The sequence below is a fragment of the Saccharopolyspora sp. SCSIO 74807 genome, from assembly GCF_037023755.1.
GTDB classification, from domain to species: Bacteria; Actinomycetota; Actinomycetes; order Mycobacteriales; family Pseudonocardiaceae; genus Saccharopolyspora_C; species Saccharopolyspora_C galaxeae.
Genome location: NZ_CP146100.1, coordinates 491,060 through 511,184 on the forward strand (window position 1 = coordinate 491,060; position 20,125 = coordinate 511,184).

General features: G+C 71.3%; 17 protein-coding genes and 1 tRNA gene. 9 read left to right on the forward strand and 9 right to left on the reverse strand.

The features are described from left to right. Positions 1-45: 45 nt before the first annotated feature. Positions 46-600 carry a helix-turn-helix domain-containing protein gene (locus V1457_RS02255; RefSeq protein WP_307850045.1) on the reverse strand — a complete coding sequence of 185 codons (555 nt, stop codon included), beginning with the start codon at positions 598-600 and terminating at the stop codon, positions 46-48. A gap of 214 nt (positions 601-814) precedes the next feature. After that, on the reverse strand, positions 815-1,198 hold the full coding sequence (locus tag V1457_RS02260) for an SPW repeat protein (RefSeq protein WP_338599666.1): 384 nt from the start codon (positions 1,196-1,198) through the stop codon (positions 815-817). A gap of 183 nt (positions 1,199-1,381) precedes the next feature. Between V1457_RS02260 and V1457_RS02265 the strand changes: the two genes are divergently transcribed. Then, positions 1,382-3,136 carry a M protein gene (locus V1457_RS02265; protein WP_338599669.1) on the forward strand — a complete coding sequence of 585 codons (1,755 nt, stop codon included), beginning with the start codon at positions 1,382-1,384 and terminating at the stop codon, positions 3,134-3,136. A 122-nt stretch (positions 3,137-3,258) separates the two neighbouring features. Here V1457_RS02265 and prmC read toward each other — a convergent pair whose 3' ends face one another. The 3 genes from prmC to rpmE all read right to left on the reverse strand — a co-directional run bounded on the left by prmC (position 3,259) and on the right by rpmE (position 5,591). After that, the gene (gene prmC / locus V1457_RS02270) at positions 3,259-4,134 is read right to left on the reverse strand and encodes a peptide chain release factor N(5)-glutamine methyltransferase (protein WP_200070325.1); all 876 of its coding nucleotides are present in this window, start codon (positions 4,132-4,134) and stop codon (positions 3,259-3,261) included. A gap of 70 nt (positions 4,135-4,204) precedes the next feature. Further along, on the reverse strand, positions 4,205-5,275 hold the full coding sequence (gene prfA, locus V1457_RS02275; protein ID WP_200070326.1) for a peptide chain release factor 1: 1,071 nt from the start codon (positions 5,273-5,275) through the stop codon (positions 4,205-4,207). A gap of 85 nt (positions 5,276-5,360) precedes the next feature. Next, the gene (rpmE, locus tag V1457_RS02280; RefSeq protein ID WP_200070327.1) at positions 5,361-5,591 is read right to left on the reverse strand and encodes a 50S ribosomal protein L31; all 231 of its coding nucleotides are present in this window, start codon (positions 5,589-5,591) and stop codon (positions 5,361-5,363) included. Positions 5,592-5,841: 250 nt separating this feature from the next. Here rpmE and V1457_RS02285 point away from each other — a divergent pair, with 250 nt between their 5' ends. Further along, positions 5,842-6,225, forward strand: coding sequence for a hypothetical protein (locus V1457_RS02285; protein WP_338599674.1), 384 nt, complete (start codon positions 5,842-5,844; stop codon positions 6,223-6,225). A gap of 1 nt (position 6,226) precedes the next feature. Here the strand turns inward: V1457_RS02285 and V1457_RS02290 are convergent, their stop codons facing one another. Together V1457_RS02290 and V1457_RS02295 are read right to left on the reverse strand one after the other, a co-directional pair. After that, on the reverse strand, positions 6,227-6,874 hold the full coding sequence (locus V1457_RS02290; RefSeq protein ID WP_338599677.1) for a DUF305 domain-containing protein: 648 nt from the start codon (positions 6,872-6,874) through the stop codon (positions 6,227-6,229). A 32-nt stretch (positions 6,875-6,906) separates the two neighbouring features. Next, entirely contained in the window at positions 6,907-7,710 is an 804-nt protein-coding gene (locus V1457_RS02295) for a DUF3105 domain-containing protein (protein WP_338599680.1), read from the reverse strand. 222 nt (positions 7,711-7,932) lie between these two features. Here V1457_RS02295 and argS point away from each other — a divergent pair, with 222 nt between their 5' ends. From argS to rho, 6 genes are all read left to right on the forward strand, one after another. Beyond that, positions 7,933-9,594 carry an arginine--tRNA ligase gene (gene argS / locus V1457_RS02300; RefSeq protein WP_200070331.1) on the forward strand — a complete coding sequence of 554 codons (1,662 nt, stop codon included), beginning with the start codon at positions 7,933-7,935 and terminating at the stop codon, positions 9,592-9,594. A 79-nt stretch (positions 9,595-9,673) separates the two neighbouring features. Next, on the forward strand, positions 9,674-11,092 hold the full coding sequence (lysA, locus tag V1457_RS02305) for a diaminopimelate decarboxylase (RefSeq protein ID WP_200070332.1): 1,419 nt from the start codon (positions 9,674-9,676) through the stop codon (positions 11,090-11,092). Next, a complete protein-coding gene (locus V1457_RS02310; protein WP_200070333.1) occupies positions 11,093-12,397 on the forward strand; it encodes a homoserine dehydrogenase in 1,305 nt (434 codons plus the stop codon). Continuing rightward, entirely contained in the window at positions 12,394-13,482 is a 1,089-nt protein-coding gene (thrC, locus tag V1457_RS02315; RefSeq protein ID WP_200070334.1) for a threonine synthase, read from the forward strand. The genes V1457_RS02310 and thrC overlap by 4 nt, the downstream gene beginning before the upstream one ends. Before the next feature lie 50 nt (positions 13,483-13,532). After that, entirely contained in the window at positions 13,533-14,435 is a 903-nt protein-coding gene (gene thrB, locus V1457_RS02320; protein WP_338599686.1) for a homoserine kinase, read from the forward strand. Positions 14,436-15,410: 975 nt separating this feature from the next. After that, on the forward strand, positions 15,411-17,339 hold the full coding sequence (rho, locus tag V1457_RS02325; protein WP_200070336.1) for a transcription termination factor Rho: 1,929 nt from the start codon (positions 15,411-15,413) through the stop codon (positions 17,337-17,339). Between the two features lie 54 nt (positions 17,340-17,393). On the opposite strand, the gene V1457_RS02330 is transcribed toward rho, so the two are convergent. Continuing rightward, positions 17,394-18,326: a cation diffusion facilitator family transporter gene (locus tag V1457_RS02330; RefSeq protein ID WP_200070337.1), complete on the reverse strand. Its 933-nt coding sequence runs from the start codon at positions 18,324-18,326 to the stop codon at positions 17,394-17,396. A 161-nt stretch (positions 18,327-18,487) separates the two neighbouring features. On the opposite strand from V1457_RS02330, the gene V1457_RS02335 reads away from it, so the two are divergent. After that, a tRNA-Arg gene (locus V1457_RS02335) sits at positions 18,488-18,560 on the forward strand. Positions 18,561-18,776: 216 nt separating this feature from the next. Here the strand turns inward: V1457_RS02335 and V1457_RS02340 are convergent. Then, positions 18,777-19,976 (reverse strand): hypothetical protein, encoded by a 1,200-nt coding sequence (locus tag V1457_RS02340; RefSeq protein WP_338599692.1) that lies wholly within the window; start codon positions 19,974-19,976, stop codon positions 18,777-18,779. Positions 19,977-20,125 lie beyond the last annotated feature (149 nt).

Consider the following 20,125-nt stretch of genomic DNA (forward strand, 5'->3'; position numbering starts at 1 on the left):
CGGAAGGCGCGGTCGGGAAGGCCCGGTCGGCGCTTCACCTCGGCGTCATGGTGCGGGCCGCTCCAGCGCCCGCGCGATGAAGCAGATCTCGCGGTCCAGCTCGTCCTCGTCCCCGTGCCGGGCCACGGCGTGCCGGTGGCTGACCACCCTGGCCAGCAGCAGCGCGGCGGTGTCGACGTCCTCGGCACCGCCACCCGCCGCAGACCCGTCCGACGCGGCAGGCGCCAGCGCGGCCGAGATGACTTCGCGGATCTGGCGCACCACGACGTCGAACCGCTCCTGCAACGCCCGCCGGACCGCGGCGTGCGTGTCCGCTTCGCGCCAGAGCAAGTGGCTCAGCAGCACCGACGACTCGAACCGCCGGTCCAGTTCGGACACCAGCCGGTACAGGCTGCCGGTGACGTCGCCTGCCAGCACGATCCGCGCGGGGTCCAGCTCCTCGTCCGGCAGCCGCTCCACCAGCGCGACGAGCAGGTCCTGCTTGCGGCGGAAGTAGTAGTGGATCAGTCCTTTCGGGACCTGGGCGCGCTCGGCGATCCGCGAGGTCGGGGTGGCGTCGAACCCGGACTCGGCGAACAACTCCCCCGCCGCGGACAGGATCCGCTCACGTGCCGGACAACGGCACGCACCGTCGGCGACCGCAGCCTCGGCGTGCGGTTCCGCCGCCGGGCCGCAACCGCACGCCGACGACTGCTCCGGCGCTCCGAGTGCCCATGCCACCGCGTCCTCCAGCGTCGATCAGCCGGTCGATCACCTCCGTGCAACGTACCGGCGGTGCCGGAACCGGCCGGAACGCGACCTCCGGACGCGCCCGCTATCGCGGGGCCGCCGCTGCGCTGCCGTGCGCGGCACCGGCCTCCGGCAGGGCGGCGGCGCCGACCGCCACGGCCAGCACCCCGACCACCCAGCAGGTCCAAGCGGCACCCGCGAGACCGGCGAACCCGAGCACCCAGGGCGACAGGAACAGCAGCACGCCCAGCACCATGTGCGCGTATTCGCTGGTCATCGAGCCCGGCATCACCAACGACCACACGGCGCTGAGCACCAGCAGCACGCCCAGCACGAGCATCGCCGAGACCGCGCCGCCGCTGGTGCGGGTCCACAAGGTGGCCAGCAGCAAGTACACGCCCAGCAGCAGCGCCACCCAGTCCTGCCAACGATTCCACGGCCGGACCTGCGCGTTCGCCTTGGTCGCCACGTCGCTCACCTCCACCGCCCGGATGCGCCTGTCGAAGGTCGGGGCACACCGCCGGCGGCGTCCAGGGTCCTTCGGCTCGGTCCAGCCCGGCTTTACCCGGTCCGGTGAGTGACCCCGCGGAAACTCCCCCGTTCCCGCCCACACCTCCCACAACGCGGGTGCCTTCCAGGTAGCGTGGTCGTCATGGGCCTCGCCGACGACCGTGATCTACTCCCGCTGGGTTCGGGATTCGACCTCGTTCGCAAGAACGGATACGACCGCGCTCAGGTCGACGAGCATCTGGAACGGGTCGACGCCGATCTGCGCATCCTCACCTCGGACCGCGACGCGGCCGTCGCCCAGGCCCGGGATGTGTCCAAGCAGCTCGAATCCGCGCGCTCGGAGATCGAGAACCTGCGCGGCCAGGTCGAACGGCTGTCCAAGCCGCCGACGACGCTGGAAGGGCTCAGCGAGCGGTTGCAGCGGATGCTCAAGCTCGCCCAGGACGAGGCGGGCGACATCCGCAGCCGCGCCGAGAAGGACGCCGCCGAGACCCGCAGCCGCTCCGAGTCCGAGGCGGGCGCGCTGCGCACCCGCTACGAGAAGCTGATCGCCGAGGTCGACGAGCGGCGCACCGAGATGGAGACCGAGCACCGCTCGGTGCTGGACAAGGCAAAGGCCGAGGCCGAGCGGATCACCACCGAGGCCGAGCAGAACCGCGTCCGCGCCGACGAGGAGTCCGAGGCCCGCCGGACGCAGGTCGAGGAGGACTTCGAGATCGCGATGGCGGCTCGGCGCACCGAGTCGATGAAGACCCTCGCCGAGCAGGAGGCCACCAGCAAAGCCGACGCGCAGCGCCGCGTCCGCGAGGCCACCGAGGAGGCCAACCGCAGGCTCCGCGAAGGCACCAACGAGGCGCACCGCCGGGTCCGCGAGGCCACCGACGAAGCCAACCGGCTCAACACCGAATCCACCCAGGCGGCCGAGAAGCTGGAGCGGGAGAGCACCGAGGCAGCCGAACGCCGCGAGCGCGAGAGCACCGAGGCCGCCGAGAAGCGCGAACGCGAGAGCGTCGAAGCCGCGCAGCAGCGCGAGCAGGAAAGCGTCGAGGCCGCGCAGCGCCGCGAGCGGGAAAGCACCCAGGAAGCCGAGCGCCTGGTCGCCGAGGCCACCGAGAAGGCCAACCGGATGATCCAGGAGTGCACCGACGAGGCGACGCGCCTGGTCGACGACGGCACCCGGGAGAGCGAGCGGCTGGTCCGGGAAGCCCGCGCGGACGCCGAGCGCAGGCTGGTGGCCACCACCGAGGAGGCCCAGCGCCGGCTGACCAAGGCCGATGACCAGGTGCACTCGCTGACCGAGCTGCGGGACACGGTGGCGGCGAAGCTGCGCGACGCCGCGGAACTGCTCGGGCAGACGACGCCGCTGCTGGAGCGGCTGGACCAGGAGGACTCCGAGGAGGCCGCGCTGCGCGAGGCCGCCGCGGAAGCCCGCGAGCAGGCGCGCAAGGGCGCCGAGGAGGCCGTGGCGGCGGATCGGCCGCAGGACGCCGCGGCGTCCGTGGACGGTCCTGCGGCGTCCGCGGACGGTCCTACCGAGAAGATCCGGCGGCGGGACTTGCCGGGCGCCTCCGGCTCGAACGGGAGCGGCCCGGGGAACCAGAGCGGCTCGAAGACCGGTGCGGCCGCAACTGCGGCAGCGGGACCGGTCCGGTCCGGGCAGTCGGCGACCGCGATGCCCGTCGCCTCGGCGTCCGGAACCGCGGCGAGCCCGGCCGGTTCGACCGCGGGTCAGCAGGCGGCCCAGCAGGCGACGGAGTCCGCGCAGGCCGAGGCCAAGCCGAACCCGCACGACCAGCCGACCCGCCGGATCCAGCTGCCCGTCCCGGGCCAGGCCCAGCAGCCCGGCGCCCAGGCCCAGCAGCCCGGCACGCCGACCCGCAGCGACAAGTCCCGCTGAGCCACCTCGGGAAACGGCCGCGCAGCGCCGCCACCCGAGGCGCCTGATCGAACCCTCCGAGCAGACATGCGCGCCCGGACCGCTCGCTCAGGCGAAAGATCTCCGGGCTGCGAAGCCCGACCTCACAGCTGAGGTTCCGCCCGGTACGCGGTGGCGAACCGCGGACGCCCGGCCAGGTCCGTGTGATCCTCCACCTCGCACAGGACCCTCCTGGCCTTCAACAACGCGGGCACCGATCCGCCGTGGGTGTCGTCGTGCTCGATCGCCATGCCGCCGCCGTGCCGCAGCAGCCGCGCGCCGCAAGCGATCACCTGCCGGACCACGTCCAGCCCGTCGCGGCCGCCGAACACGGCCTCGTGCGGATCGTGCTCGCGCACTTCCGGCGGCACCGGCGTGCCCTCCGGCACGTACGGCGGGTTGCACAGCACCAGGTCGACCAGGCCTTCCAGGTCCATCAGCAACGTCGGGTCGTGCACATCGCCCGCGTGCAGCCGGGTCGGCGTGTCGCCCGCGGCGGCCTGCTGGTCGATGTTGTGCCTCGCCCAGGTCAGCGCGTTCGTGTCCAGCTCGACCGCGTGCACCGTCGCATCGGGGCGCGCGTTGGCCACGGCCAGCGCGAGCGCGCCGGTGCCGGTGCACAGGTCGACGACGGTGGGATGCTCGATCCCTTCGAGCGTGGCCAGTCCCCAGGCGAGCAGCAGCTCGGTCTCCGGGCGCGGGACGAACACGCCTGGACCGACGCTGAGCGTCACGTTGCCGAGGGTCGCGGTGCCCACGAGGTGCTGCAACGGCACCCGCTCGGCCCGCTGCCGCACCAGCGCGTGCAGCGCTTCCACCACGGGCGGATCCACCAGCGGCACCATCATCAACTTGGTCCGCTCCACCCCTAGCAGGTGGGCGGCCAGCAGTTCGGCGTCGGTGCGCGGGCTCGGCACGCCTGCCGCGGACAACATGCGTGCCGCTTCGAGGATGGCCAGGCGCAGTGGCTGTCGAGTCACGAGGCAAGCTTAGAGCGCGTGATCTCCGGACCCGCTCAGGCGAGGCCCGAAAACGCCGGAACGGCTGCGCTCACCCGGTCGAGGCGAGGCGTTCCTCCCGGTCGGCGGTGATCAACGCGCCCAGCACGCCGTCCAGGTCGCCGTCGAGCACGTGCTCGAGGTTGTACGCCTTGTAATTGACCCGGTGATCGGAGATCCGGTTCTCCGGGAAGTTGTAGGTGCGCACCCGCTCGGAGCGGTCCACGGTGCGCACCTGGCTGCGACGGGTCTCGGCCGCTTCGCGCTCGGCCTCCTCGTCGGCCATCGCCTGCAGCCGCGCACGCAGCACGTGGATCGCGCGCAGCTTGTTCTGCAGCTGGGACTTCTCGTTCTGGCAGGAGACGACGACCCCGGTGGGCAGGTGCGTGATCCGCACCGCCGAGTCGGTCGTGTTCACGCTCTGCCCGCCGGGGCCCGAGGACCGGTAGACGTCGATGCGCAGGTCCTTCTCGTCCACCTCGACCTCGACGTCCTCGGTCTCGGGATAGACCAGCACCCCGGCCGCCGAAGTGTGCACCCGGCCCTGGGACTCCGTGACCGGCACCCGCTGCACCCGGTGCACGCCGCCCTCGAACTTCAGCTTCGACCACACGCCGTCCGGGCCCGGATCGGCCTTCTCCTTCACCGAGACCGTGACGTCCTTGTAGCCGCCGAGTTCGGATTCGGTGGAGCCCAGCACCTCGGCGCGCCAGCCCTGGCGCTCGGCGAAGCGCAGGTACATCCGCAGCAGATCGCCCGCGAACAACGCGGATTCCTCGCCGCCCTCACCGGATTTGATCTCCAGCAGCACGTCCGAGGAGTCGCGCTGGTCGCGCGGCAGCAGCAGCTCGGTGAGCCTGGCCTCCAGCGCGGGCAGCGAGTCGGCGAGCGATTCGGCCTCCGCGGCGAACGCCGGGTCCTCGTCGGCGAGTTCGCGGGCCGTGGCCAGGTCGGAACGCACCCGGTGCCATTCCCCGGCTGCCTTGGCCACCGGGGTGAGTTCGGCGTAGCGGCGCCCCAGTTTGCGCGCGTTGGCCTGGTCGGCGTGCACGTCCGGTTCGGCGAGCCGCCGTTCCAGCTCCGCATGCTCGGCGAGCAGCTCTTCGAGCTTCGAAGTCTCCACGGCAACCTTCTTCTCGACCGGTACAGGTGCGGCACGACAACGGCGCCCGCCCCGCGCGTCGCGGGAGCGGGCGCCGTCGGCTCAGCTACTTCTTGGTGCGAGCGCCCTGCGGGCGGCGGCCGTAGCGGGCCTCGAAGCGGGCCACGCGGCCGCCGGTGTCCAGGATCTTCTGCTTGCCCGTGTAGAACGGGTGGCAGTTCGAGCAGACCTCGACGGTGATGTTGCCGCTGGCCTGGGTGCTGCGAGTGGTGAAGGTGTTCCCGCAACCACAGGTCACCTCGGTGGTGACGTATCCGGGGTGGATGTCCGACTTCAACGCTTGTCCTCCTGTTCGTGGCTCCGGGTCCCCGCGCCGGGTGCGCCGCGAGGTGAACCGGTGCCTTTTCCGATCCGGCATTCTGCCAGATCGAGGGCGCTGACCTGCAACGCAGGGGCACCGCGGGGTATTCCGGCAGGCAGCCGCCCGGCGCGGTGCACCGACCGCCCGGCGCGCCTCGCGGACCGTCCGGCGCACGGCGGCCCGCGAGGTCCTGCGAACCGGGACGTTCGTGTACACACTTTCCGGCGTGCAGCAGTGCTCCCTCTTCGGCGAACTCGGGATCCGGTCGTGGCTGGCCTTGCCGCCGCTGTTCCTGTGCGGAACCGCCGGCGTGGCCGCGGCGCTGGACCGGATGCTGGCCGAGAGCACTTCCACGGCGCTGTCGGTTCCGCTGATGTTCGGGTGCGCCGCCGGGCTCGCGGTTCTCAGCGGTGGCCAAGTGCGGTGGTCGCGACGGTGGCAGCGGCGCGTGCTGCGGTTCGGCTACCCGGTGGTGCTGCTGGCGTGCGCGGTCAGCACCGATCAGGTCCTGGTTCCGCTGCTGCCGATGCTGGTCGTCGGCGCGGCGACGCTGTTCGTCCTGGCCGCGCTGCTGGCGCGCCGCCCCGGAACGCGTTGCGGGCAGGACTGACTCAACCCGGCGGCAGCGGGGCCGCGCCGCGCGCGGCGAGCATGGCGCGCATGAGTTCGCTTTCGGTCGCCTGCGAGCCGAGCATGTTGCTCGCCAACCCGCGCACCGGAGCCAGCGCGGCGTGCTCGGCGCCGTAGCGGGCCATCGGCGCGCCGCCCTCGTGGTGGCGCAGCATCAGCCGCAGGAACTCGGTGTCGAAAGCGGGCCCGCGCAGCGTCCGCAACCGCGCGAGCTCCGCGCTGTCGGCCATGCCGGGCATCCCCGCCCCGGCCGCCATGCCGCCGTGCTGGTGCTCGCCCCCGCGCTGGTGCTCGGCACCGTGCATCCACTGCATCGGCGGACCGCTCGCCTGCGGTGGCTGCCCCCACAAGTTCAGCCACCCCTGCATCCGGCCGATCTGGTCGCGCTGGTTGGTCTCGATGTCGAACGCGAGCCCGCGGACCTCGGCGTCGCCGCCGCGTTCCCGCGCGAGCGTGGCCATGGTGACCGCCTGCTGGTGATGCATCGACATGTCCTGCGCAAAGCCGACGTCGACCGCGCCGGGCGCGGGCTCCGATGGTCGTGCCGGCCCGGCGATCAGCAGTCCTGCGGCGGCACCGAGCAGCAGCAGAGCCGTCGCCACCCCGGCCGCGATGACTACCCGTGCCATCAGCGGCCACCGCGAGTTCCGCGCCGCGCCGGTCAACGGCCCCCGCCCATGTCACCGGCACCGCTCTGCGCGCCCGCGCCGCTCATCGGCACGGCGTCCGGCGGCGGCGCAGCGGGGTCGAACGGCGGCGGGTTCTGCGTGTCGAACCCGCCCGGGATCGCCTGGCAGGAGCCGCCGACCTCCGGGTACACGCCGTTCGGGTTCTGCCGCAGCGCGGTGATGAACTGGTCGATCCGCGGATCGTCCGGAGCGTCGAGCTTGAGCTGGTGTCCCCACGACTGCAACGAGATCGGCGAATCCAACCCCGGGTACGGCGAAAGCATCGTGTAGGGGCGGTTCTGCACCCTCCGGGCCAGCTGCTGCACGCCGTCCGCGCCGATCTTCTCCGGGTCGTAGGCGATCCACACGGCACCGTGCTCCAGCGAATGGACCATGTTCTCGGTGCGTACCGCCTGCGGGTAGACCACGCCGGTGCAGTCGGCCCAGACGTTGTCGTGCGGGCCGCCGAACGGCGGGGCCTTGTCGTAGGCCACCCGCTGCTGAGCCGTCACGTGCTGCATACCGGGATAGTCGGCGGTTTCGACACCGGGGATCTTTTTCGACGGGTCGGGATTCTGCGGCGAGGGCTTGAACGGCGCCGCAGCAGCGTCCGCTTCGGCCTGCGCGCTCTCCGAGGCCGTGTTCTCGCGGTGCTCCATGTACACGAATCCGAAGATGAGGGCCGCCACCAGAACGACGACGCCGACCCCGGCGATCGTGAGCCACGGGACGGATCGCTGCTGCGCAACGGAACTGCGCGCGTTGCGCATCGCCTTGTTCTTCTTGCCGCTGGTCATCTCGTCCTCGTCCTCCACCCGCCGTCGCCGGGACGGCTCGCCAGTTTAGGGACGCCGCGATCAACAGGGGAGAATTTCGAACACGGCGGGTAATAACGGTCTCACAACGCGGTGACCAGCCGGTTCCGGCGGAACGCGGCGCGGCGAACGGAGCAACGCGCTCACCCGGCACCGCCCACCCAGGCAAAACGACTCGGAAGACCGGCACTTAAACTGCATCAGGTGACTCCCGCCGTTCTCGCTGACCTGGTCCGCAGTGCCGCCGTCGACGTGCTCACCGCCCGCGGCCTGGACATATCCGTGCTGCCCGACGCGGTGACCGTGGAACGCCCGCGCAACCCCGAGCACGGCGACTACGCGACGAACATCGCGATGCAGGTGGCCAAGAAGGCCGGCGTGCCGCCGCGGGACCTCGCCGGCTGGCTGGCCGAGGAGCTGACCGGGCGGGAAGGCATCGCCGAGGTCGACGTGGCCGGACCGGGCTTCCTGAACCTGCGGCTCGCCGCCGACGCGCAGGCCGGGATCGTCCGCGAGGTGCTGTCCGCGGCCGCGGACTTCGGCAGCGGCGACCGCTACCGGGACCTGCGGGTGAACCTGGAGTTCGTATCGGCGAACCCGACCGGCCCGATGCACCTGGGCGGCGCGCGCTGGGCCGCGGTCGGTGACGCGCTCGGGCGCACCCTGTCCGCGCAGGGTGCCGAGGTGACCCGCGAGTACTACTTCAACGACGCGGGGGCGCAGATCGACCGCTTCGTGCGCTCGCTGATCGCCGCGGCGCAGGGCGAGCCCGTTCCGGAGGACGGCTACGGCGGCGACTACATCGGCGAGATCGCCAAGCAGGTGCGCGCCGAGCAGCCGGACGTGCTGGAACAGCCCGCGGACGAGCGCCACGAGACGTTCCGCCGGATCGGCGTGGGCCTGATGTTCGACGAGGTCAAGCGCAGCCTGCACGAGTTCGGCACCGACTTCGACGTGTTCTTCCACGAGGACTCGCTGCACAGCTCCGGCGCGGTGGCGCGCTCCGTGGAGCAGCTCAAGGAGTCCGGGCACCTGTACTTCGCCGACGGCGCCTGGTGGCTGCGCTCCACCGAGTTCGGCGACGACAAGGACCGGGTGCTGATCAAGAGCGACGGCGCCGCCGCCTACATCGCGGGCGACGTCGCCTACCTGCGCGACAAGCGCTCCCGCGGGTTCGACCTGTGCATCTACATGCTGGGCGCGGACCACCACGGCTACATCTCCCGGCTCAAGGCCGCGGCCGCCGCGTTCGACGACGATCCGGACTCGGTCGAGGTGCTGATCGGGCAGCTGGTGAACCTGGTGCGCGACGGCGAACCGGTCCGCATGAGCAAGCGCGCGGGCACCGTCGTGACCATGGAGGACCTGGTCGACGCGGTGGGCGTGGACGCGGCCCGGTACTCGCTGATCCGCTCGTCGGTGGACTCCGCGGTGGACATCGACCTGGACCTGATCAGCAAGCGCAGCAACGAGAACCCCGTCTACTACGTGCAGTACGCGCACGCGCGGCTCTCGTCGTTGCAGCGCAACGCCGAGTCGCTGGGCATCGAGCGGGGTCCGGTCGAGCAGGCGGATCTGGCGCTGCTGACCCACGAGCGGGAAGGCGACCTGATCCGCACGCTGGGCGAGTTCCCGCGGGTGGTGCTCTCCGCGGCGCAGCTGCGCGAGCCGCACCGCATCGCGCGGTACCTGGAGGACGTGGCCAGCGCCTACCACAAGTTCTACGACGCCTGCCGCGTGCTGCAGCCGGGCGACGACCAGGCGAGCCCGCTGACGGTGGCCCGCCTGCAGCTGTGCGAGGCGGCCCGCCAGGTGATCGCCAACGGCCTCGCGCTGCTCGGGGTCACCGCGCCCGAACAAATGTGAATTGCCGACACCGCCCGCGATCGGGCGGTCCGGATGCGGGCACCCGCATCCACCCGAGTTCTCATAAGGAGCCGCGATCATGCGCGCCCATCCCGCCGGGCCTCGGCACGCCGAAGTCCTGCTGCCGGGCAGCACCGCCGGGCCGCCCCCGGCCGCCGAAGCCGAACTCGACGAACTGCACCACCTGGTGTGGCCGCGCAACGCGCAGCGCGGCGACGACGGTGCGGTGCGCTTCGCCGGGACCGACGTCCGCGAGCTGGCCCGCGAGCACGGCACTCCGGTGTTCGTGCTGGACGAGGCCGACTTCCGGTCCCGCTGCGCGGAGTACGCGGCGGCCTTCGGCGACCCCGCTTCGGTGCACTACGCCTCGAAGGCGTTCCTGTGCACCGAGGTCGCGCGCTGGGTCGCCCAGGAGGGCCTGAGCCTGGACGTGTGCAGCGGCGGCGAGCTGCGCGTCGCGCTGCGCGCCGACTTCCCGCCGGAGCGGATCACCTTCCACGGCAACAACAAGTCCACCGCGGAGCTGACCGCGGCGGTGCAGGCCGGCGTCGGCTCGATCGTGCTGGACTCGTTCCACGAGATCGCGCGGCTGGAGCACATCGCCCACGAGCACGGCGTGCTGCAACCGGTGATGGTGCGGGTGACGGTCGGCGTCGAGGCGCACACCCACGAGTTCATCGCGACCGCGCACGAGGACCAGAAGTTCGGCTTCTCGCTGGCTTCCGGCGACGCCGCGGAAGCGGCCCGGCGAACCGTCAAGTCGCGCTCGTTGCAGCTGGTGGGCCTGCACAGCCACATCGGCTCGCAGATCTTCGACGACGACGGGTTCGGCCTGTCCGCGCACCGCGTGGTGGCGCTGCTGGCGGACCTGCGCGCCGAGCACGGCGCCGAGGTGATGGACAGCGTGCACACCGTCGACCTCGGCGGCGGCCTGGGCATCGCCTACACCTCGGAGGACGATCCGCTGCCGGTGCCGGAGCTGGCGTCCCGGCTGCACGAGATCGTGCGCAAGGAGTGCGAGTCCGCCGGGTTCGAGCCGCCGCGGGTGGCGGTCGAGCCGGGCCGGGCGATCGCCGGGCCGGGCACGGTCACCGTCTACGAAGTGGGAACGGTCAAGGACGTCGAGCTCGACGGCGGGGTCTCGCGGCGCTACGTCAGCGTGGACGGCGGGATGAGCGACAACATCCGGACCTCGCTCTACGACGCGATCTACGACTGCAGGCTGGTCTCCCGCGCCGCCGAAGCGCCGCCCACGCTGTCCCGCATCGTGGGCAAGCATTGTGAGTCCGGTGACGTAGTGGTGCGAGACTGCTGGCTGCCGGAGGACATTGCTCCGGGCGACCTGCTCGCGGTCGCCGCTACCGGTGCCTATTGCTACGTGATGGCGAGCAACTACAACCGGCTGCCCAAGCCGCCCGTGGTGGCGGTGCGGGACGGGCGGCCGAGGTTGCTGCTGCGCGGGGAGACCGAGGACGACCTGCTCCGGCTGGAGGTGTGAGTGATCGAGGACCGTGCACCGATCCGCGTCGCGCTGCTGGGCTGCGGCACGGTCGGAACCGAGGTGCTGCGGCTGCTGCAGGACCGGCCGGTCGAGTTCGCGGCCCGCGTCGGAGCTCCGGTGCAGGTGACCGGCGTCGCGGTACGGCGCCCGCACAAGCACCCGGCGGTGCCCGAGCAGCTGCTGACCACGGACGCGACCGCGCTGGTCGACGGTGACGTCGACGTGGTGGTGGAGCTCATCGGCGGGATCGAACCGGCCCGTTCGCTGCTGCTGCGCGCGCTGCGGGCCGGCAAGTCCGTGGTGACCGGCAACAAGGCGCTGCTGGCCGAGTACGGCTCGGAGCTGTACGAGGCCGCCGACGAGGCCGGGGTGGACATCTACTTCGAGGCCGCCGTCGCCGGGGCGATCCCGCTGCTGCGCCCGCTGCGCGAGTCGCTGGCCGGGGACCGCATCCACCGCGTGATGGGCATCGTCAACGGCACCACGAACTACATCCTCTCCGCGATGGACTCCACCGGGGCGGGCTATTCGGAGACCCTGGACGAGGCGGGCAGGCTGGGCTACGCCGAGGCGGATCCGACCGCGGACGTGGACGGCTTCGACGCGGCGGCGAAGGCCGCGATCCTTGCCTCGCTGGCGTTCCACACCCGCGTGACCGCCAACGACGTGCACCGGGAGGGGATCTCCGCGGTCACTCCCGGCGACATCTCCGCGGCCAAGGAGCTGGACCGCACGGTCAAGCTGCTGTCGATCTGCGAGCGGGTCGTCGACGCCGACGGCACCGAGGCCGTTTCGGCCCGGGTGCACCCGGCGATGCTGCCGCGCAACCATCCGCTGGCGAGCGTGGGCGGCGCCTTCAACGCGGTGTTCGTGGAGGCCGAGGCCGCCGGGAACCTGATGTTCTACGGCCAGGGCGCCGGCGGCGGCCCGACCGCCAGCGCGGTGCTCGGCGACCTGGTCGCGGTGGCCCGGAACCTGGTGGTCTCGGGCCGGGGGCCGCGGGAGTCGGCGCACGCGAAGCTGGCGGTGCAGCCGATGGGCTCGACGCCGACGCGCTACCACATCAGCCTGGACGTGGCGGACAAACCGGGTGTGCTCTCGCAGGTCGCGGCCACCTTCAACGACAACGATGTGAGCATTTCGGTGGTGCGCCAGGCGGGCCGCGGCGAAGAGGCCAGCCTGGTCGTGGTCACCCACACCGCGACCGACGCCGCACTCAAGTCCACTGTGGACAAGATTGCGGAGCTGCCCGCGGTGCGCGAGGTCGTCAGCGTGATGCGCGTGGAAGGTGAATCGTCGTGACCCCGAACATCCCTGGCGCGCCCGCGCGCGCGACCGGCTGGCCCGGCCTCATCGAGGCGTACCGGGATCGCGTCGACGTGCCCGAGGGCGCCCCGGCGGTGACCCTGCAGGAGGGCGGGACACCGCTGGTTCCCGCACCGCACCTCTCCGCGCTCACCGGCTGCGAAGTGCACCTCAAGGTCGAGGGCGCGAACCCGACCGGCTCGTTCAAGGACCGCGGGATGACCGTGGCCATGACGCACGCGCTCGCCGCCGGGAGCAAGGCAGTCATCTGCGCATCCACCGGCAACACCTCGGCATCGGCCGCGGCCTACGCCGCGCGCGCCGGGCTCACCTCCGCGGTGCTGGTGCCGCAGGGCAAGATCGCGATGGGCAAGCTCGCGCAGGCCGTGCTGCACGGCGCGAAGATCCTGCAGGTGCAGGGCAATTTCGACGACTGCCTGGAACTGGCCCGCAAGACCGCGGCCGAGCACCCGGTGACGCTGGTCAACTCGGTGAACCGGCTGCGCATCGAGGGGCAGAAGACCGCGGCGTTCGAGATCTGCGACGTGCTCGGCGCGGCACCGGACGTGCACTGCCTGCCGGTGGGCAACGCGGGCAACATCACCGCTTACTGGAAGGGCTACGCGGAGTACGCCGCGGACGGCCTGATCCCGGTCACGCCGCGGATGTTCGGCTTCCAGGCGGCCGGTTCGGCGCCGCTGGTGCGCGGCGAGCCGGTGACCGAACCGGAGACGATCGCCACCGCGATCCGCATCGGCAGCCCCGCGTCCTGGGAGGGCGCGCAGACCGCGAAGACCGCATCGGACGGATTGTTCGCCGCGGTCAGCGACGACGACATCCTGCACGCGTACCGGCTGCTGGCCTCCCGCGAGGGCGTGTTCGTCGAACCCGCGTCGGCCTCCAGCGTGGCCGGGCTGCTGGCCACCGCCGAGGACGGCAGGCTGCCCGCGGGTTCCAAGGTCGTGTGCACGGTGACCGGTCACGGGCTCAAGGACCCCGACACCGCGCTGGCGGGCATGGTCGAGGTCGAGCCGCTGCCGGTGGATCCGAGCGCCGTGGCCACCGCGCTGGAGCTGGCGTGAGCGGGCCTGCCGCTCCCCCACCCGCTGGCCCCCCATCCGCCGGTGCGGCCGTGCGGGTCACGGTTCCGGCTTCCAGCGCCAACCTCGGCCCCGGTTTCGACGCGCTCGGCATCGCCCTGGCGCTGTACGACGCGGTGCACGTCGAAGTCGTGGACGGCCCGGACGGCACCGCCGAGGTCTCGGCCGAGGGCGAAGGCGCGGCGGCGATCCCCACCGACCACGAACACCTCGTGGTCCGAGTGCTGCACCGGACCTGGGCCGAACTCGGCCTGCCCCGGCGTGCGGTGCGGCTGCGGTGCCGCAACAGCATCCCGCATTCCCGCGGTCTCGGGTCCTCGGCGGCCGCGATCGTCGCGGGCGTGGCCGCGGCCTACGAACTCGCCGGTTTCGCGTTGCGGGACAACAAGAACCTGGATCAGGCGCTGCACCTGGCCGCCGCCGAGGAAGGCCACGCCGACAACGTCGCGGCGAGCCTGCTCGGTGGCGTGGTGATCGCCTGGCAGGACGGCGACCGGTTCCGGGCCGCGAGCCTGCCCGCGCACGCCGACCTGCACCCGGTAGCATTCGTGCCCGCCGGTGAATCCGCCACGCACACCACGCGGGGGCTGCTTCCCGCGCAGGTCCCGCACGCCGACGCCGCCTTCAACGCAGGACGCGCGGCGCTGGCCGTGCACGCGCTGACCACCGACCCGTCGCTGCTGCCCGTGGCCACCGAGGACCGGCTGCACCAGGACTACCGGGAACCCGCGTGGCCCGCCACGATCGAGCTGGTGCGGCGGTTGCGGGCCGCCGGGGTGGCGGCCGCGGTGTCCGGCGCAGGGCCGACCGTGCTGGCCTTGCCGCCACGCGGCGAACTGCCGAATTCCGCGCACAGCACGGGTTTCACCGCACTGCACCTGCCGGTGGACCGCTGCGGCGTTCGGGTGGTGTCCGGGCGGTCGCAGATCGAATAGCCGACCGGCCGGACCATTCCTCCGAGCGCGGTGGTACAAAGGAAGTGTCAGCCGGACGAAGTCCGGTGGCTGGTGTTCCGGTGCTGTACGTGCGTGATACGGCTCCGGTTCGCTCGGTGGCACCGCGCAGTGCTCGCTGCAAGGCCGATCGGGTTCTTGTGCGGCACTCTCGGAGCGGCGCCGATTCGATCGAATTCCGTGGCTGTTGCAGCACGGCGGACGCCGAACACCATGATCGACAGAGGGTGTGGCCGCGACCGGTGAGGTTGTTGCACCTCGATGGCGGGGCGTCTACCCTCAAGGTCAATCAGTCACCGCGCGCAGAGCGCCGGTGCCGCATCCGGGGCATCGTTTCCCGGGGCACATCTCTCGCTAGTGAATTGACTCCACCCGGCGCGGGTGAAGGTCAGGATCGGCGGGTACTCGGCCGCGGTGGCAGAGGCAGGAGTTGTCAACTCAATGGGGTTCGCGCGAGGCGGCGGCCCCCGCTCCGGTGGATTCGTACCGGGAACTCGGCGAACCGCCGAGTCGGGGGCAGCGGGCACGCCCGCGGCGATCGACGCCGGATCGGCGTGTACCCCGGTGCCACTGTCTGCGGTCCTGCACGGCGACACTTCGGGCCGGACCGGAAATCACAGCGCTCCCCGTGAACGACAACACCTGAGTGAGGCGGCAGCAGGGCGTGCACCGGCAAGTGTGGATCGGAGTGGATGCGTCGCACGTGGACCGTGGTTCCAGCACGCAGGCGCGTGACGACCGCAACCGCGCAACGACATCGGACGAACGCCAGGGCTGGGCTCCTCTTACCGCCCAATGCCGCTGGTTCCGGCTAATCGCCGACGCCGATCGAGCCGCGCGTGCGTGTTGAACTCGACCGGCATCGGGCCGGTAGCGCAAAAGGCCGTCCGCGAGCATGAGCGGGCGGGCAATCCGCTGGGCCGCGTAGGAGGCGCGGTCCGGTCAGGAAGGACATTCGTGAGCAACACCGAACTGTTGAGCAGCGACGCGGCCAACGGCGTCCCCGCGGCCGGCGGGCAGGACTCCGCCCAGTCCTCGGGCACCGACAGCAACGGCACCCCGCGCCGTCGCGGAGGGCTGTCCGGCATGCTCCTCCCCGAGCTGCGCCAACTCGCGGGGGAACTGGGGATCGACACCGGCGGACTGCGCAAGGGTGACCTGATCGCCGCCATCAAGGAGCGGCAGGGCGGCGGTGCGCCGCAGCGTTCCCGCGGCGCGGGCAACAAGCAGTCCACCGCGACGCAGGAGGACACCGGCAAGAGCGCGCCGGAGTCCGGCAAGGCCGCGCAGGACGGCGCCTCCGGCGGCGGCAAGGCGCACCAGCCCGCGCTCGACGAGACCGACTCTTCGCCGAAGCAGCGCGACACGACCGCCGAGCAGAACACCAACGGTGCTCCGACTCGCGGGCGTCCGCGGCGGCAGAACTCCGACCAGGGCGGCGAGGAAGAGCCCCGCCGCGGTGGCGGCAACAACCGGCGGCGCCGCTCTTCCGGGCGCGGCGGCGGGAACCAGGACCAGGGCGACGACCGCGGCGACCGGCAGGACAACAACCGCGGCGGCCAGGACCGCAACGACCGCCAGGGTTCCCGGCAGCAGGACAAGCAGGACGGCGGCAACCGCCAGCAGGACAACCGCCAGCAGGACGACGACGATGACGGCGGCCGCAGGCGCGGACGCCGGTTCCGGGACCGCCGCCGCAACCGCGGCCGCGGCGAAGGCGGCGGCGAGCCGGAGGTCCGCGAGGACGACGTGCTGCTGCCGGTGGCCGGCATCCTGGACGTGCTGGAGAACTACGCGTTCGTGCGCACTTCCGGCTACCTCGCCGGGCCGAACGACGTGTACGTGTCGCTGTCGCTGGTCCGCAAGTACGGGCTGCGCCGCGGTGACGCGATCAAGGGCGTCATCCGGCAGCCGCGGGAGGGCGAGCAGCAGCGGCAGAAGTTCAACCCGCTGGTGCGGGTGGACGCGATCAACGGCTTGGAGCCGGACGCCGCCAAGGGCCGCTCCGAGTTCCACAAGCTGACCCCGCTGTACCCGAACGAGCGGCTGCGGCTGGAGACCGAGCCGCAGAACCTCACCGGCCGGATCATCGACCTCGTCATGCCGGTCGGCAAGGGCCAGCGCGCGCTGATCGTCTCCCCGCCGAAGGCGGGCAAGACGATGATCCTGCAGGCGATCGCGAACGCGATCACCACGAACAACCCGGAATGCCACCTCATGGTGGTGCTCGCCGACGAGCGCCCCGAAGAGGTCACCGACATGCAGCGCTCGGTCAAGGGCGAGGTCATCGCTTCGACCTTCGACCGGCCGCCGGCAGACCACACCACGGTCGCCGAGCTGTCCATCGAGCGCGCCAAGCGGCTGGTGGAGATGGGCCACGACGTGGTCGTGCTGCTGGACTCGATCACCCGCCTCGGCCGGGCCTACAACCTGGCCGCCCCGGCATCCGGGCGCATCCTGTCCGGTGGTGTGGATTCCACGGCGCTGTACCCGCCGAAGCGGTTCCTCGGCGCGGCCCGCAACATCGAGAACGGCGGTTCGCTGACCATCTTCGCCACCGCGCTGGTGGAGACCGGTTCCACCATGGACACGGTGATCTTCGAGGAGTTCAAGGGCACCGGCAACGCGGAGCTCAAGCTGGACCGCAAGCTCTCGGACAAGCGGCTGTTCCCGGCGGTCGACGTGGACGCCTCCAGCACCCGCAAGGACGAGATCCTGCTGTCCCCGGACGAGTTGGCGGTGACCCACCAGCTGCGCCGGGTGCTCTCGGCCTTGGACGCGCAGCAGTCCTTGGAGCTGCTGCAGGACCGGTTGCGCAAGTCGCGGACCAACATCGAATTCCTGATGCAGGTCGCCAAGCAGACTCCGGGCAAGGACGAAGACTGACGCTGGGCGCCGAACTGGACCGGCCCGCACCGCTCGGTGCGGGCCGGTTTCGTTTCACCAGGTCAACGCCTCGCAGCGGCGAGCGCACTCGACCGGTTCGACCTGCAAGGTCGCGTGCTCGATGCGGTAGCGCTCGGCGAGCATCCGTTGCGCGGCCACCAGCACCTCGCCGTGATCGGCGTCGGACGGGGTGGCCAAGTGCGCGGAGGCGACTTCCATCCCGGAGGTCAGCGTCCACACGTGCAGGTCGTGCACTTCGGTGACGGCAGGCAGCGCGCCGAGATCGTCGCGCATCGCTTGCACGTCGACGCCTTCGGGAGCTTGCTGCACGAGGATGCGCAGCGCCTGCCTGGCGAGCTTCCAGGTGCGCGGCAGCACCCACAGCCCAACCGCGACGGCGACGATCGGGTCGGCCAGGTACCAGCCGAACGCCAGCGACAGGCCCCCACCGAGCAGTACGCCGATGGAGCCGATCGAATCGGCGACCACCTCGAGGTAGGCACCGCGCACGTTGAGGCTCTCTCCCGCACCCTTGCGCAGCAGCAGGAAAACCACGAGGTTCGCCAGCAGTCCCGCGGCGGCGGTGAGCATCATGGGCACACCGGCCACTTCCGGCGGCTCCTGGAACCGGCCGATGGCCTCCACGAGGATGTAGACGGCGACGCCGAACAGCAGCACGGCGTTCGCCAACGCCGCCAGCACCTCGATGCGGTACCAGCCGAAGGTCCGCTTCCCCGCCGCCGGGCGGCGTGCCGCGGTGATCGCGGCGAGCGCCATCCCGACGCCGAGCACGTCCGTCAGCATGTGTCCCGCGTCCGACAGCAGCGCGAGGGATGACGCGAGATACCCCACGAGCGCTTCCAAGACGAAGAACGCCAGCAGCACCACGAACGCCACGGCTAGCCGCCGCGAGTAGCGCCAGGAGGCGCTGGCGGGCACGTCCGCCGACATGCCATGCCCGTGGCCATGTCCATGGCCGTGTCCCATCAGGAACCTCCTCTCCGCTCGCCCCAGGATATATAGTCGAATGCGCATGAATGCAAGACGGCGCCCACCCAGTGGACTCGCCGCGAAGATCGCGACCGCGCAGGCCCCCTTATCGACTGTCCGGCCCCATGCGCTAAGGTGAACGACGTCAGCAACGACAAGCCCTCGTAGCTCAGCGGATAGAGCACTGCCCTCCGGAGGCAGGTGTCGCAGGTTCGAGTCCTGCCGAGGGCGCCCGCGTCAGCCAGCAGACACGACGGCTGAGCTGGAATGACTTCCCAGTGGATGGTTGTGGCGTTCTGCCGCTGGCTGCCTCTTCCGGCTGCTCTCAGTCAGTATCTACGGACAATGCGCGGACAAGGTCCGCCTAGTTTCCCCGCTGCTCGGGTGCGGCCGGGAAGTCTCGGGCCAAGCTCCTCGCTCCGGCTGCGTCGATACCGAATGTGTCCGTCAGCCACCTCGCGGAACCCAGCGCGAAGATCGCGCGGGCGCAATCCGGGCACGTGCGCACCGGTAGAGCTTGCGCAACAGCACATTTCGAGCGCAGAGACCGCGCAGCCGCTGCTTTCGCGTGGACGACGCTTGTGCGGCGGTGGCTCGTTCCAGCTCTGCGTGTCGTTCGAGGACGGCTCCGAGCGCCTCGATGGCGGTTTCGAGCACTTCCCGGTCCTCGACGTCGTCCGGATGGTCGTGCGCTCCCGAATGCCTCGACGTCGCCGGCAGCAACTCGTCGAGGTCCCCGACCACGTCGTAGGTGGCGGTGCTGAGCTCGCTCACCAGCTGCTTCGCTCGGTCCTGCACCCAAGGTCGGTCTTCGGCAGGCAGCGCGATGCGCCTGCGCGACGCACGAGCACCGAAAATCTCGGTCGCGAGCTGGTACTTGACGACGCTGTCGTAGCCCGGCCAGTCCAGCCGATCCGCGAGCGTCTCGTTCAGACGCGACAGCAACGCGGTTTCGGCGACGCCGAGCGACTTGTTCGGCGAACCCACTTGCGCGTCGAACGAACCGGGGTCTACCCCGATCAGACAGGCGAAACGTTCCCACAGCCGGCTCGGCCCCTCATCCGGCCGCGGAACGGTCACAACGTGCACGCGCTCCGGCGGAAGCCCGACCGCCCACTTGCGGAGGATCGCGGGGAGGTCCTGGCGCTGCCAGAACAGTTCGCTGAGCCAGTGCGATCGCCCCTCGCCGCCGCGGACACCGGCGCTGAAATCGGAAAAGCTCACCACGTGCCGGTTCTTGACGTCCTCCTGCCAGACAGCGGGTAGCTGGCGCGCCAGGTCGCGGGCGGTGCACACCACGTGCACCTCGGCGAACGCGAGGTCCGACATGGCCCGCTCGACGTCCTCGGGAGCAGCGGTGCAGAACAGCTCGTGGGACAGCACCACGTCGCCGGAGAACTGCCGCGCTTGCTCGACGAGCTTGCGCCACGCCGACGGCACGTCCGCGTCCTCCCAGTCGGCCTGGAACTGCGTGCCCTGCAGGTCCATCGCGGCCTGGAAGTGCGCTTCCGGACGGTCGCCCGGGTAGAGCAGACCGGCGCGGCGCAACGGTTCCCGGTTGCGCCACAGGACCTCCTGCAAATAGGTGGTGCCCGTCTTCGGCGATCCCAGGTGGAAGAACACCCGTTGACGCGTGGTGATCGACATGGTGCGAACCGTAAACATCGCGGCCACCGGCCTGCGGAGGCTCGCCGAAGCATTTCTTACGTCACACCGAGGTGTGTCGCTCAGCCCCCGCACGCCGTCCCGGATGGCCGCTCTCGGCGACGGATCGCGTGCGCAAACCCCGTATCGCG